The organism is Leuconostoc gasicomitatum LMG 18811, assembly GCF_000196855.1.
Taxonomy (GTDB): domain Bacteria; phylum Bacillota; class Bacilli; order Lactobacillales; family Lactobacillaceae; genus Leuconostoc; species Leuconostoc gasicomitatum.
The window spans coordinates 345,424-358,473 of sequence record NC_014319.1; the positions used below are offsets into that span (position 1 = coordinate 345,424).

Annotated in this window: 13 protein-coding genes; 9 read left to right on the plus strand and 4 right to left on the minus strand. The window is 37.1% G+C overall.

All coding sequences use genetic code 11. The features are described 5' to 3' along the window. Nucleotides 1-81 precede the first annotated feature (81 nt). From LEGAS_RS01670 to LEGAS_RS01705, 8 genes are all read left to right on the plus strand, one after another. Nucleotides 82-1,521 carry an amino acid permease gene (locus LEGAS_RS01670; RefSeq protein ID WP_013231219.1) on the plus strand — a complete coding sequence of 480 codons (1,440 nt, stop codon included), beginning with the start codon at nucleotides 82-84 and terminating at the stop codon, nucleotides 1,519-1,521. 184 nt (nucleotides 1,522-1,705) lie between these two features. Continuing rightward, nucleotides 1,706-1,927, plus strand: coding sequence for a DUF1146 family protein (locus LEGAS_RS01675; protein WP_013231220.1), 222 nt, complete (start codon nucleotides 1,706-1,708; stop codon nucleotides 1,925-1,927). A 100-nt stretch (nucleotides 1,928-2,027) separates the two neighbouring features. Further along, complete coding sequence (gene mreB / locus LEGAS_RS01680) at nucleotides 2,028-3,020, plus strand: rod shape-determining protein (RefSeq protein ID WP_010015915.1); 993 nt, start codon at nucleotides 2,028-2,030, stop codon at nucleotides 3,018-3,020. 1 nt (nucleotide 3,021) lies between these two features. After that, on the plus strand, nucleotides 3,022-3,231 hold the full coding sequence (locus LEGAS_RS01685; RefSeq protein ID WP_010383814.1) for a DUF2969 family protein: 210 nt from the start codon (nucleotides 3,022-3,024) through the stop codon (nucleotides 3,229-3,231). A gap of 64 nt (nucleotides 3,232-3,295) precedes the next feature. Continuing rightward, nucleotides 3,296-4,516, plus strand: a complete 1,221-nt coding sequence (locus LEGAS_RS01690) for an FtsW/RodA/SpoVE family cell cycle protein (protein ID WP_013231221.1) — start codon at nucleotides 3,296-3,298, stop codon at nucleotides 4,514-4,516. Continuing rightward, nucleotides 4,516-5,517 carry a DUF2785 domain-containing protein gene (locus LEGAS_RS01695; protein WP_013231222.1) on the plus strand — a complete coding sequence of 334 codons (1,002 nt, stop codon included), beginning with the start codon at nucleotides 4,516-4,518 and terminating at the stop codon, nucleotides 5,515-5,517. The genes LEGAS_RS01690 and LEGAS_RS01695 overlap by 1 nt, the downstream gene beginning before the upstream one ends. 60 nt (nucleotides 5,518-5,577) lie before the next feature. Continuing rightward, the gene (locus LEGAS_RS01700) at nucleotides 5,578-6,711 is read left to right on the plus strand and encodes a D-alanine--D-alanine ligase family protein (protein WP_010383809.1); all 1,134 of its coding nucleotides are present in this window, start codon (nucleotides 5,578-5,580) and stop codon (nucleotides 6,709-6,711) included. Beyond that, on the plus strand, nucleotides 6,711-7,577 hold the full coding sequence (locus LEGAS_RS01705) for a helix-turn-helix domain-containing protein (protein WP_013231223.1): 867 nt from the start codon (nucleotides 6,711-6,713) through the stop codon (nucleotides 7,575-7,577). The genes LEGAS_RS01700 and LEGAS_RS01705 overlap by 1 nt, the downstream gene beginning before the upstream one ends. 116 nt (nucleotides 7,578-7,693) lie before the next feature. Here the strand turns inward: LEGAS_RS01705 and LEGAS_RS01710 are convergent, their stop codons facing one another. The 4 genes from LEGAS_RS01710 to rpsD form a co-directional block, all read right to left on the minus strand. Then, the gene (locus LEGAS_RS01710) at nucleotides 7,694-8,137 is read right to left on the minus strand and encodes a universal stress protein (protein WP_010016459.1); all 444 of its coding nucleotides are present in this window, start codon (nucleotides 8,135-8,137) and stop codon (nucleotides 7,694-7,696) included. Between the two features lie 408 nt (nucleotides 8,138-8,545). Continuing rightward, nucleotides 8,546-9,832: a replication-associated recombination protein A gene (locus tag LEGAS_RS01715; protein ID WP_010388015.1), complete on the minus strand. Its 1,287-nt coding sequence runs from the start codon at nucleotides 9,830-9,832 to the stop codon at nucleotides 8,546-8,548. Nucleotides 9,833-9,878: 46 nt separating this feature from the next. Further along, nucleotides 9,879-10,250, minus strand: coding sequence for a DUF1694 domain-containing protein (locus LEGAS_RS01720; protein ID WP_010388017.1), 372 nt, complete (start codon nucleotides 10,248-10,250; stop codon nucleotides 9,879-9,881). Nucleotides 10,251-10,367: 117 nt separating this feature from the next. Next, entirely contained in the window at nucleotides 10,368-10,979 is a 612-nt protein-coding gene (gene rpsD, locus LEGAS_RS01725; protein ID WP_010016454.1) for a 30S ribosomal protein S4, read from the minus strand. Between the two features lie 315 nt (nucleotides 10,980-11,294). Between rpsD and ezrA the strand changes: the two genes are divergently transcribed. Next, the gene (ezrA, locus tag LEGAS_RS01730) at nucleotides 11,295-13,007 is read left to right on the plus strand and encodes a septation ring formation regulator EzrA (RefSeq protein ID WP_013231224.1); all 1,713 of its coding nucleotides are present in this window, start codon (nucleotides 11,295-11,297) and stop codon (nucleotides 13,005-13,007) included. The last annotated feature ends 43 nt before the right edge of the window (nucleotides 13,008-13,050 follow it).

Consider the following 13,050-nt stretch of genomic DNA (forward strand, 5'->3'; position numbering starts at 1 on the left):
GATTAAACAATGACTTTTTGAACCTCTTTCTATGTATTTAGAAAGGGGCTTTTTATTTGCCCCGACTAGGGAGATTTTTTTATGAGCGAGCAACAAGATGGTATGAAACGTAATTTGAAAACACGCCATGTATCTATGATAGCTTTAGGAGGGTCAATTGGGACGGGACTTTTTGTTGCTTCTGGTGCTACAGTGGCTCAGGCAGGGCCTTTTGGTGCAATTGTGGCCTATCTGGCTATCGGTGTCATGGTTTACTTTTTAATGACAAGTTTGGGTGAAATGGCAACTTACGCGCCGACTTCAGGTTCCTTTTCTGATTATGCTGGCAAATATGTTGATCCGGCATTGGGTTTTGCTATGGGGTGGAATTACTGGTTTAACTGGGCAATTACATTAGCTGTCGATATTGTAGCGGTTGGCTTGGTATCGAAATTTTGGTTTCCTGATGTACCAGGTTGGATTTTTTCAGCCGTTGCCTTAGTATTCATTTTTTTAATTAATCTATTTTCAGTCGGCGCGTTTGGTGAAGCAGAATTTTGGCTATCAATGATTAAAGTAATCACAATTATTGCCTTTCTTATTGTTGGATTGGCCACGATTTTTGGTGTTATACATTCTGATGTGAATGTTATGAAAAACTTATCTGTTGGTAACCATGGCTTTGTTGGCGGACCACAAGCTATTTTGTCAGTTTTTGTTGTTGCTGGTTTTTCATTTCAAGGAACAGAATTAATTGGTATTACTGCCGGTGAGGCAGAAAATCCTGATAAATCAGTGCCAAAAGCAATTAATCAAGTATTTTGGCGTATTCTATTGTTCTATATTTTAGCAATTTTTGTTATCTCAGCCTTGGTATATTACCGTGATCCACGCTTGCTAAGTTCTTCTACAGAAAATATTGCTGTATCACCATTTACAATTGTTTTTAAAAATGCAGGAATTGCGTTTGCTGCAAGTTTAATGAACGCAGTTATTTTAACATCAATTGTGTCGTCAGCAAATTCTGGTTCTTACGCGTCAACCCGTATGCTGTATGCTATGGCACGTAAAGGCGAAGCGCCTAAAATATTTGCTAAGCTATCAAAGCGTGGGGTGCCGGTTGCAGCGTTAATTCTAACAACTATTATTGGCTTGTTAGCTTTTATTTCTAACACTAAAGGTGGATCGGTAGCCTATACGTGGTTAGTGAATGCTTCAGGTTTGACAGGTTTTATCGCTTGGGTTGGAATTGCAATTTCGCATTATCGTTTCCGACGAGCATATATTGCTCAAGGTAAACAATTAAGTGATCTAAAATATAAAGCTAAATGGTTTCCTTTTGGCCCAATATTTGCTTTGATTATTTCGATGGGTGTTATTATTGGTCAAGATCCTGCAAGCTTCACGAATTTAAATTGGGAAAAAATAGCTGTGACGTATTTATCAGTTCCACTATTTATTATTTTGTTTGTGACCTATAAAATTCGTTATAAGACAAAAAAAATTAAATTGGAAGATGTTGATTTGACAAAACATCGATAAAGAAGGCGTATGAGTTAAAAAAGCTTATAGGCTTTTTTATTAGCAATTGCGTAAAATTTTACTGGATAAGTTACAAAAAGCACGAACTTATTGATATAATAAAACCACGACATTATCTAAATACAGGCGTTTTAAAAGTTAAGCTGAAAGAATTTGATAATAATCAAGAAAGACCGATAATACTATGAGTCCAATATTTATGTTGAGTATTAACATACTTGCTGTCTATTTTGTTTTTTGGTTAATAAGACCAATAAATTTTGCAAAATTTATGCCATATACGCCCACGCAAGCGATGTTTTTGAAGATTGTTATGGCAATTGTGGTTGGTTATTTGTTAGCAAGTTTTTTTATCTCCCTGACTAACTGGATACTAGCAATGCCAAGCGCAGTGTTTGGAAAGTAGTCCAAAAGCACCTCATAATTATGGTATAATTGATTAGATTATATAGACAAGTCGGTACGTATGTACTCATTTATTAAAATACTAAATTTGGAGATTAAACATGGCAAAAGATATTGGCATTGATTTGGGAACAGCCAACGTTCTCATTTATGTAGAAGGCAAGGGCATTGTATTAAATGAGCCATCAGTGGTGGCAGTTGATGACAAGACCGATCGCGTGTTGGCAGTTGGTTCAGAAGCTTATCGTATGGTAGGCCGGACACCAGGAAATATTCGTGCCGTGCGGCCGCTAAAAGATGGTGTTATTTCGGACTTTGATGTGACGGAAGCGATGCTAACGTATTTTGTGGACAAACTTAACGTGAAGGGATTCATGTCGAAGCCAAATATTATGATTTGTGCACCAACTAATATTACTGAAATTGAGCGTAAAGCTATTATTCAAGCTGCTGAAAAAGCTGGTGGCGCCAAAGTATATTTAGAATATGAACCAAAAGTTGCAGCAGTTGGTGCAGGATTAGATATTTTTAAGCCAATTGGATCCATGGTTATTGATATGGGTGGTGGTACGTCGGATATTGCTGTACTGTCATTGGGGGATATCGTTGTTTCTGAGTCAATTCGTGTGGCTGGTGATAAAATGAACTTTGATATCGTTGCTTACTTAAAAAAACACCATAACTTAATTGTTGGTGAACGGACAGCAGAAACAATTAAAATTCAAATTGGTTCTGCATTGCCTGTTGATGAACCTTTGACTATGGAAGTTCGTGGTCGTGATAATTTCGAAGGTATGCCAAAGACGATTACAATTCACTCTAACGAGGTAGAAGAAGCGTTACATGACACACTACAACAGATTGTTCGCGCAGCACATTCAGTTTTGTCAAAACTCCCCCCAGAATTGGCAGCAGATATTATTGATCGTGGGATTATGCTAACAGGTGGTGGGGCACTTCTTCATGGCATGGATCAATTACTGGCTGATGCATTAGAAGTGCCAGTCGTTGTTTCTGATTCACCACTTGACAATGTTGCCAAGGGAGCAGGCGCTTTGCTTGAACACATGAAATCAAATCGTAAAGGGTTATAAAATGCGGAAAAAGAATCAAAATTTTAGTGTAGACCTTGTAGTTGTGACAGACCAAACGCAAGTGATGATTGATAATAAACAAGTTGGTTATATCGAAAAAGCAGACCGCGGTTTTGTGGGGTATTTTGGACAACAAGCAGTTATTAATCAAGCTAAGACACAGGATGACGCTTTACAGGCTATTCTAGCTAGTTTTAATTTATATCAATAATATAATGACAGAAGCCCTTATCATATTTATGATGAGGGCTTGTACATAGACGAGGAACACCAACATGCAGCGTACACCATCACGACAAATGAGTAGCCGTACATCCGGTTCAGAACTAGACTGGGGTATTATTTTAGCGCTATTATTATTTATGATTATTGGATTGAGTTCTATTTTTCAAGCAGCACTCCATTCTCAGTATGGAACGATGCAAATGGCTTTAAGAACGACCATTGTGCAAGGTGTTTTTTGGATAATTGGCACATTGATTATTATATTCCTATTACGTTTTGATGCCTCTCAACTTTGGCGTTTGGCACCGATAGCTTATGGGTTAGGTATCTTTTTATTAGTTGCTGTTTTAGTTCTGTATGACAGGCAGATGGCAAATTTAACAGGAGCTAAATCCTGGTTTGTTCTAGGGCCTATTTCATTTCAACCATCTGAAGTTGTTAAACCAGCATTTATTTTAATGTTGAGTCGAGTTGTTGCACAGCATAATAGATTATACGAACATCATACAACGCGATCGGACGGACTTTTGTTAGGAAAAATGGCACTTTGGTTTTTGCCAATTGCTGTGCTAATTGCCTTGCAAAACGATTTGGGAACATTGTTAGTATTTATTGCTATATTTGGAGGTGTTGCTTTGGTCTCTGGCATTACGTGGCGAATTTTAGCACCTGTGATTGGTATCGTAGCAACGATAGGTGTGACATTACTAGCACTTGTGACCTCAGCTACTGGCAAAATAATTCTGGATGCATTGGGATTTAAATTATATCAATTTGATCGTATTCAAACTTGGTTGCATCCGGATCAAGATACATCAGCTTCAGGATACCAAACATTTCAGAGTTTAAAGGCAATTGGATCTGGACAACTAACTGGTAATGGGTTTGGCAATTTAAAAGTCTATGTGCCAGTTCGAGAATCTGATATGATTTTTTCAGTTATTGGCGAAAGTTTTGGCTTTATTGGTGGGGCAATATTAATTGCCTTGTATTTTGGCCTGATTTATAGACTGATACGAGCAACATTTAAAGCACAAAACGCTTTTTATGCTTATATTGCAACGGGTGTTGTCATGATGGTTTTGTTTCATGTTTTTGAAAATATTGGTATGAGTATTGGGTTGCTACCATTAACTGGTATCCCATTACCATTTATATCTCAAGGTGGTTCCTCGTTACTTGGTAACTTAATTGGCGTGGGTTTAATTCTAACAATTGGTTATCAGCAACAAAATGACACTTTTAAAGAAGCAACAGGATTTTCAATTTAATGGATGAACTAAAAGAAATCAAAAAAAAATTTAGTGTTTTACGTCAAAAAACGCGCAAGGGTGATATATTTCAATCATTAGGTCCACTAATGTCAGACAATTTGATGACGTTGCCATCTCAAGGCACTACGCCAGTTGTGTTACCTAAAAATGGCGAACATGCTTTGGAGCGATTTCAAACATACGATCATCAGTTAGATATACGCACTGAGGGGATGTTAGATAATATAAAAGTAACGACAATTTCTGATGAAGATATACAGTTAGCGATCACACAACTAGCCAACCCGTTACCAAAATATCGTGATACAGGTGCTTTTTTGTTTCTAAGTGATATAATACAAAATGAGTTGATTTCTGAAGATCAACTTCGTTTATTAACGCAACGTCTTGTGTCAGATGAACAATTATTTTCACATATTTTAGAACCAGAAAATGATGGGATTTATGGCCGATCGTTCAGCATATTAGTGCTATCGTTATTGCTCTTTACACAACGAACTAAAATACACTTTATGTCTGCAGATCAAATGGATCTTGTTATTAACCAAGTAGCTTTATATGTGGCTCTTGAACGTGATACACGAGGGTTTATTGGTACAAACGGTTGGGCACACGCATTTACGCATATTGGAAATGTATTGGCTGAACTTTTTATGATGCCACAACTAATGCGTGCGGATAAATTATTTTTGTTGGCAAGTATGTTAGCTGGTTATCGTGAATTGAAACAACCGTTAATGATGGGTGAAACTGAGCGATTAGTTGAAGTTGTTATATATGCGGCTAATGCTCATGAACTGTATGCTGATTATATCCTATTAACATTGAAATTATGGCGAAAAGATCTTGTCACGCAGCGTGATTTGAAAACAGAAGCACAATGGCATCAATTATATAATAGGTCACGTTTTTTTCACGAAATTATTTTGCGTGGATCACAAAACGTACCAAAAAAATTGTATGATTATGCTGAACAAACAAAAGATTACTTAACTTAAAAAGGTATGTTGAGCAATATTACCTCATTTTTGATATAATAAAATTCGGAGTGAAATATAATGACTAAAAAACATGTTGCTTTATTATTTGGTGGTAATTCATCAGAACACGATGTATCAAAACGTTCGGCTCAAAATTTTTATGATGCAATTAAAGCAACCGGGAAATACGAAATAACGGTTTTTGCAATTGCACAAAATGGCTACTTTTTAGATCCAGAAAGTTCAAACCGTGTGCTAGCATTAGAAGATGAACAACCAATTGTTGATGCCTACATGGCAAAAATTGATACGACTGATCCATTGGCTCGCATTAGTGCATTAAGCGAAGGTGGCGATTTCGATATATTTTTCCCAGTTGTACATGGTAATTTGGGTGAGGATGGTACACTACAAGGATTGTTTAAATTATTGAACAAACCTTATGTTGGTGCACCATTACGCGGTCATGCAGTGAGTTTTGATAAGGCGATGACCAAAGAGTTATTGACAGTCAATGGTATTCGTAATACAAAATATGTAGTTCTCGATCCTAAGACTGCTAAAGAATGGACGTGGGAAAAAGTTGTCGCAGCACTCGGTGATATTGTTTTTGTCAAAGCAGCTAACCAAGGTTCCTCTGTTGGTATTTCTCGTGCTAAAAATGCAGTTGAATTTGAAGCAGCTCTGTCAGATTCATTTCAATATGACTATAAAGTTTTAGTTGAACAAGCTGTCAAAGGATCACGAGAACTGGAAGTTGGTGTGATTGGTAACGAAGAGCCAATTGTATCGGAAATTGGGGCGCATACATTACCAAATCAAGGTTCTGGTGATGCATGGTATGATTACAATAATAAGTTTGTCGATAATTCAGATGTGCTTTTTGAAATTCCTGCGAAGTTACCAGAATCTGTAACAAATGAAGTAAAAGATATGGCTATACAAGCTTATAAAGTTCTGAATTTACGAGGTGAGGCAAGGATGGATTTCTTGTTAGATGAGAACAATGTACCATATCTAGGGGAACCAAATACATTGCCTGGTTTTACAAATATGTCGTTGTTTAAACGACTGTGGGATTATTCAGATATTGATAATGTAAAGCTTGTAGATATGTTAATAACATATGGTTTTGCAGAATTTGAAAAAAATGCGCAATTAAGTTATCAATTTGTTACTTTGGGTGAAGAAAAGATAGGGAAGTTTAATTAATGGTAAAAAATAGTAGAAAAGACAGTTTTGATGGTAAAGCCATCCGTACTGCACGTAAAAAAATGCGTTTGTCGCAAGTTGAATTAGCAGAAGGTATCACAACACAAGCCACAATTTCTTTAGTTGAAAACCAAAATCGTGTGCCTAATGCTGATGTATTATTGGCTATATTAGACCGCTTGAATTTGGAAATTTCAGAATTTGTATCCGGTGATTTTTTAACGCAAAAAGCTAAAGAATTATTGGGAAAAGTTGTATTGCAAATGAAGCATGATGCTTTAGCTGAGTTCTCAGAATTTGAAAAAGCCTTGAGCCAAAATTCACCTACAATTCAAGCTTATTATATTTTAAAAGCGACTGATGAATGCTACAATAAAAAGGATTTTGCGAAAGTAATTTATTACGCTAACTTAGCAGTAGATAAAAAAACACCATCTTTGGGAGATTTTTATTCGTTTTATGCTTATCGTCAAATGGGAACAAACTATTACTTACAAGGTGATATTGAAACTGCTAAGGAAAAGTTTAGCCTGGCCTATGAACTGGAGCCTAATTTATTGACGGCAAACGAATTAGAATTTCACGGGGCACTGCAAGGCCGTCAGTACTATGCCGAGTTTTTGATTGAGCAAAATGAATTAGATAAGGCAGCGCAAATACTAGAAGAAGGTTTATTAGCATTGCGCAAACGTGTTGATCTGTTCTGGGTTCCGGATTTGAGTGAGATGTTGGCTAATGTCGAGAAAAAGCGAGGTAACGATCTTTCTGCTAAACGTTACTTACACGATGCTAGAATGGCAGCTTTCTTATCAAATCGTAAAACAACAGAGGAACGTTTGTCAGCGTTAGATACTGTTGCGTTTTAATTAAAACTATCATATATTAAAAAGTCGCCAACTCTGTATGCAGAGTTGGCGACTTTTTAATATACTTTAATAATATTTGTAAAAGATGTATGTGTCAAAATTAATAGTGTTAAAGATCAACCGCGAACAACTAATACATCAATATTGGCTGTTCTTGTCACAAACTCAGTAACAGAACCGATAACTAAGCGCTCTACAGCGTTTAAACCAGTAGCACCAATAACGATGATGTCGGCATTAACTTCATTTGGGACGTCCTTAGCAATCAATGCTTTTGGTGAACCATATTCAATGAGATAGTCAACGTTTTTAACACCTGCATCAATGGCTTGTTGCTTGTATTTATCAAGTGTTTTACGCGTTTCATCAGAGACAGCTTCGACCATTGTATCATCAAAGCTGGCTACATTTTGAAAAGCACGTGTATCAATGACGTTCAAAATTGATAAAATACCATTGTCACCAGCATCATTTGTTAACTCAATGGCGCGAACAAGTGCGGCTTCTGATTCTTTTGAACCATCCATTGGCACTAAAATGTTGTTATAGTTTGCTGTCATAAGAATTCTCCTTTAATATTGTTTATACTTTAAGTATACCGCTTACATTGATAAATTACTATTAATTTGAGAATATTTGTTGCCAAATTTTTTGTACAAAAAAGCGTCCACAATTGTGGACGCACGGGACATGCCCGAGACACTCATGATACCGTTAATCGTTACGCAGGTTTTCCTCGAGATTGTCGAGGTGGATCGTTCATAACGCTTGTTAGATTGCCGAATGAAAGGGCTTATCTGTCAAGTCGAAAATCCCAATCCGAGAAATAAAAGTTGTAAGGAAAAAGCTGATGATGTAACAATGCGTATATCTGAGGAATCTATACTTTATTATAACGCGAAAAAATGTCAACAACCAGTCTTGACATTTTGAAACTAGTGATTGTATTATTAGTTTCAAAATAATGCTCATTGTAAGCCTTTTTTTTGTTGTAATTTTAAAGAATGGTATACATCATAGAATGACTGTTCAATTTTCGAGTTGCCCTTAGGTTGAAAATATGAGACATCACGGATACTGTCTGGTAAATATTGTTGTGGGACCCAGTCATTATCGAAATCGTGGGGATAAATATACGATGTACCATGATCTAAATCAGCCGCACCTTGATAATGTGAATCTTTTAAATGGTTGGGAATATCTGACACCTTACCTGAATGAATATCATTAATCGCCATATCCAGTGCTTGGTAGGCTGCATTCGACTTTGGAGAAAGTGCGAGTTCAATTATTGCATTTGCCAAAGGAATTCGTGCTTCCGGAAATCCAAGTGTTTGAGCAGCTTGAATGGCTATTACAGCATGTTGAACAGCGGATGGATTAGCTAAACCGATGTCTTCATAGGCAATAACTGTCAAGCGCCGTGTCAAAATTGGTAAGTCACCGGATTCTACGATTCGTGCAGCATAATGTAAGGCAGCATCAACATCGGAACCACGAATAGATTTTTGAAGAGCTGAAATGACGTCGTAATGTGCATCGCCATCTTTATCAGCTGACATTGCTTTGCGTTGTACAGTTTCTTCAATAATTGGCAAAGTTATATTAATGATATTGTCTTTTTTATTAGGAGGTGTTGATAAAACAGCTAATTCTAAACCGTTTAGTGCGCTGCGTAGATCACCATTTGTCGCCCGAGATAGTTGTACCATCGCATTATCATCGAGCATAACGTTATAATTGCCAAGGCCTTTTTCTTTATCTTCAAGTGCACGTTTAACGGCGATTTTGATGTCGTTTTCGGTCAGTGGCATGACTTGAAAAATTTGAGTTCGCGATCGAATGGCGGGCGTTACGTTAATGTAAGGATTCTCAGTTGTAGCGCCGATTAAAATAATTGCGCCAGATTCTAAATGAGGTAATAAAAAATCCTGTTTTATTTTATTTAAACGATGAATTTCATCAAGTAGCAAAACGACAGTACCAGACATTTTAGCTTCTTCAGCGACAATTTGAAGGTCTTTTTGGCTATCTGTCGCAGCATTTAACATACGAAATGCATATTTCGAAGATCCAGCAATAGCTGATGCGATTGAAGTTTTTCCAGTACCTGGTGGACCATATAAAATCATGGAACTAAGACGTTTAGCGTCAACCATTCGTCGAATAATTTTACCGCTACCTACGAGATGAGGTTGTCCAACGATTTCTTCAATTTGAGTTGGGCGCATACGATACGCGAGAGGTTGCTGCATAATATTAAACCTTGGTGATTCCTTTTTATAGTATAGTAATAGCTTATTAATTTAAATATATGTTGTCAATATTGACAGCAGTATCTGCGGCTAATAAAACAGCAATTGGATCGTTTTGATGTATAGACTCTGTTGTATGAGAGAGTAGTGTGAATGGGTGTTTTGTACGCGTTGCTATAGCAACATAGGGGGCAAAGTTATCTCCAGCAATATTTTGATCAATTAAAACTTTACCCATACTGTGTGATTTTAAAGTGGTTTCAAATTGTGATTGAACATCTAAACTTCTTAGTTGTGAATATTTAACAGCAACCACGACGCGTTCTCGAAATGTGCCAAGGTAATGTTTTTGTTCATCAGGGTTTATTTGAGATTGACCACCAAGTTGTTCTTTTTGTAAGCGCTCATTGATATCCATGTTTTATTCTCCGATACGTTGTAGTATGTCTATTATACGTTATATTTAAATCACAACACAAACAAAAGAAAAAACGCCACCAAAACGGTGACGTTTTCAACCAAATGAATTAAGTTATTAACCCAAACGGTTGTAATATTCGACAATTAATGATTCATTAATGTCGGCATCTAGTTCTTCACGTTCTGGCAAGCGAACTAATGAACCTTCAAGCTTTTCAGCATCGAATGAAACGAATTGTGGATGACCCACAACTGATTCAACGGCTACTTGAATAGGAACAATAGTTTTTGACTTGTCGCGAACTGAAATAACTTGACCAGGTGTTACGCTGAATGAAGGGATATCAACACGTTTGCTATCGACCATAATATGGCCATGATTAACTAATTGACGTGCTTGTTGGCGTGTTGTGGCCAAACCAAGACGGTAAACAAGTGAATCCAAACGTTGTTCCAACAAAATCATGAAGTTAGTACCATGTGTACCCTTACGGATCTTACCAGCTTTGTTAAACAAAGAATGGAATTGACGTTCTGTCAAACCGTAAGTGAAACGCAACTTTTGCTTTTCACGCAATTGTGTACCATATTCAGAAATTTTAGCGCGGCGACCTGCACCGTGATCACCAGGTGCGTATGCACGACGTGATAATTCTTTACCAGTACCAGACAATGAAACACCTAAGCGACGCGAAATGCGCCACTTTGGACCTGTATAACGTGACATATATAATGTCCTCCAAAATGTAGTTTGTCGTACATTTGAGGGGTAAGCACCAGATGCGTGCAGCGCCGAACTTGACGTTTCTCAGAACCAGTAGCTATGGCCTTACTAACGATTTGGGGCGTTGTTGACGCGCTTCTTTACTTACTGCTACTCAATTAACAACTTCTTTTAATAGTAACAGAAATGATTATGATAAGCAAGTTATTAAGAAAGGTGTAAACGATTTGAGATTTAGCAAAATACATTGCGATACTCAGCATTACATCTAATCGCGTGATAGAATGGGATTATCAATTAAAAATGGGATAAAAACACATGAATCTGACTATATTAGCAATTATTTTAGGTATCGTTGTCATCGCATATTTAGCAATATTTATCATGCAGCGTACCACAGTAAAAAGAGTGAGCGCGTACCAAACTAAAAAGGAACAACTAGCATCGTTAAAGGTTCGTGACGAATTGGTTGAAGGACGTAAATTGGCATTAACAGGACAATCTTTAAAACAGTATCAAAGTTTGGAAGGTAGTTTTAATGATGTTAAAAATAATAAATTTTTGAAAATTGATCAACAAGCCAACCTTGTTTTATTTGAAGCACGGGGCATTAATTTTATTAAAACGCGGCACGAATTGTCACGTTTAGAAGCTATGGTTGATGATACAGAGAGTACAATTAACACTGTTCGTAGTGGTTTAACAGAATTAAAAAAGATTGACGAAGCACATCGCGAAGCCATTAACGATTTAAAAAAGAAATATGATGACTTACGTAAACGTTTGCTGGCAGAAAACTTTAAATTTGGCCCAGCAAATAAAGGTCTAGATAATTTTTTGAAGCAACTTGAGGGTGATTATGACGAATTTACACGTTTAACGGAAAATGGTGATCACGCAACTGCTTCTGATATTTATGAACAATTAGCCATGGAAACAACACAAATGGAAAACATGATGGCTGACATTCCGGCGTTGTTTGAAAAATTAGACACAGTGTATGTTGAGCAATTGAATGAATTGGTGCAGGGACACACGGATCTCATTGCCCAAGGTTATGTTTTCCCAAATGACACATTGGTGGAGGAACTTGAAGCAATCGATGCACAACGCCAACAGGTTCTTCAATTACTGGGTGAGCTTAAGTTAAAAGAAGTGTCAGAACAAAATGGCTATATTGATCGACGCATTGATACATTATATGACATGATGGAAACAGAAGTGACGGCTAGAAAAGAAGTTACTAAAAATGCCGATCAGTTGTCATCAGACTTATTACGGTTGCGCGAACAAAATAGTCAATTATCGATGACGTTAGATCGCTTAGGCCAAAGGTTTCAGTTCAATCATAAAGAATTAGAAACACGACGTACATTGTTGGAACAAATCAATGCTACCGAGGAACAAGTTAATCATAACGATGATTTGCTCGAGGCTTCCGAAATGTCTTTTAGTGAGTTACGCGCCAAACAAGACAGTCAGTTAAAACGTTTCTCGGAAATTGAGAGTCAACAAGTTGAAATCTGGGAGAAAATTTCAGGACTTGAAAAAGCGCAACATTCAGCACGACAATTTGGTGGCCAATATCAACAAGAAATTGAAAATATTAAACAAGCTGTTGAACGCATGAATTTACCCGGATTACCAGCAAGTTACTTAGAGTATTTTTTTGCAGTATCTAATGAGTTGAATAGACTAGCTAAATCGCTGCAAGCACATCTAATCGATATGGATGAGGTGCAAAGACAACTTAACATTGTTTCGGCTGATATTGATACGTTAAAAGAGAAAACAGAAACACTTGTTGACCAAGCATCTTTAACGGAACAATTATTACAGTATGCTAATCGTTATCGTACGAGCAGCGATCGTGTTGCAGCCGCTAGTGAACAAGCTCGTATGTTCTATGAGCGGGATTACAGCTTTGATAAAGCGATGGATGTTTTGGGACCAGCCTTAGATAGTGTGGAGCCTGGAGTCTATGAAAAGTTAGTTGATTCGTATATGAAACGTAAGACACCACTACTATAAACTAGAAAAAGCCAGCTGATGCTGGCTTTTTTCATGAAAATGG

What these genes read in the sequence shown, in the direction of transcription:
- LEGAS_RS01685 (WP_010383814.1), top strand. Translation starts at nt 3,022, where the DNA reads ATGCGGAAAAAGAATCAAAATTTTAGTGTAGACCTTGTAGTTGTGACA.
- LEGAS_RS01695 (WP_013231222.1), top strand. Translation starts at nt 4,516, where the DNA reads ATGGATGAACTAAAAGAAATCAAAAAAAAATTTAGTGTTTTACGTCAA.
- mreB (WP_010015915.1), top strand. Translation starts at nt 2,028, where the DNA reads ATGGCAAAAGATATTGGCATTGATTTGGGAACAGCCAACGTTCTCATT.
- ezrA (WP_013231224.1), top strand. Translation starts at nt 11,295, where the DNA reads ATGAATCTGACTATATTAGCAATTATTTTAGGTATCGTTGTCATCGCA.
- LEGAS_RS01705 (WP_013231223.1), top strand. Translation starts at nt 6,711, where the DNA reads ATGGTAAAAAATAGTAGAAAAGACAGTTTTGATGGTAAAGCCATCCGT.
- LEGAS_RS01670 (WP_013231219.1), top strand. Translation starts at nt 82, where the DNA reads ATGAGCGAGCAACAAGATGGTATGAAACGTAATTTGAAAACACGCCAT.
- rpsD (WP_010016454.1), bottom strand. Translation starts at nt 10,979, where the DNA reads ATGTCACGTTATACAGGTCCAAAGTGGCGCATTTCGCGTCGCTTAGGT.
- LEGAS_RS01700 (WP_010383809.1), top strand. Translation starts at nt 5,578, where the DNA reads ATGACTAAAAAACATGTTGCTTTATTATTTGGTGGTAATTCATCAGAA.
- LEGAS_RS01690 (WP_013231221.1), top strand. Translation starts at nt 3,296, where the DNA reads ATGCAGCGTACACCATCACGACAAATGAGTAGCCGTACATCCGGTTCA.
- LEGAS_RS01675 (WP_013231220.1), top strand. Translation starts at nt 1,706, where the DNA reads ATGAGTCCAATATTTATGTTGAGTATTAACATACTTGCTGTCTATTTT.
- LEGAS_RS01715 (WP_010388015.1), bottom strand. Translation starts at nt 9,832, where the DNA reads ATGCAGCAACCTCTCGCGTATCGTATGCGCCCAACTCAAATTGAAGAA.
- LEGAS_RS01710 (WP_010016459.1), bottom strand. Translation starts at nt 8,137, where the DNA reads ATGACAGCAAACTATAACAACATTTTAGTGCCAATGGATGGTTCAAAA.
- LEGAS_RS01720 (WP_010388017.1), bottom strand. Translation starts at nt 10,250, where the DNA reads ATGGATATCAATGAGCGCTTACAAAAAGAACAACTTGGTGGTCAATCT.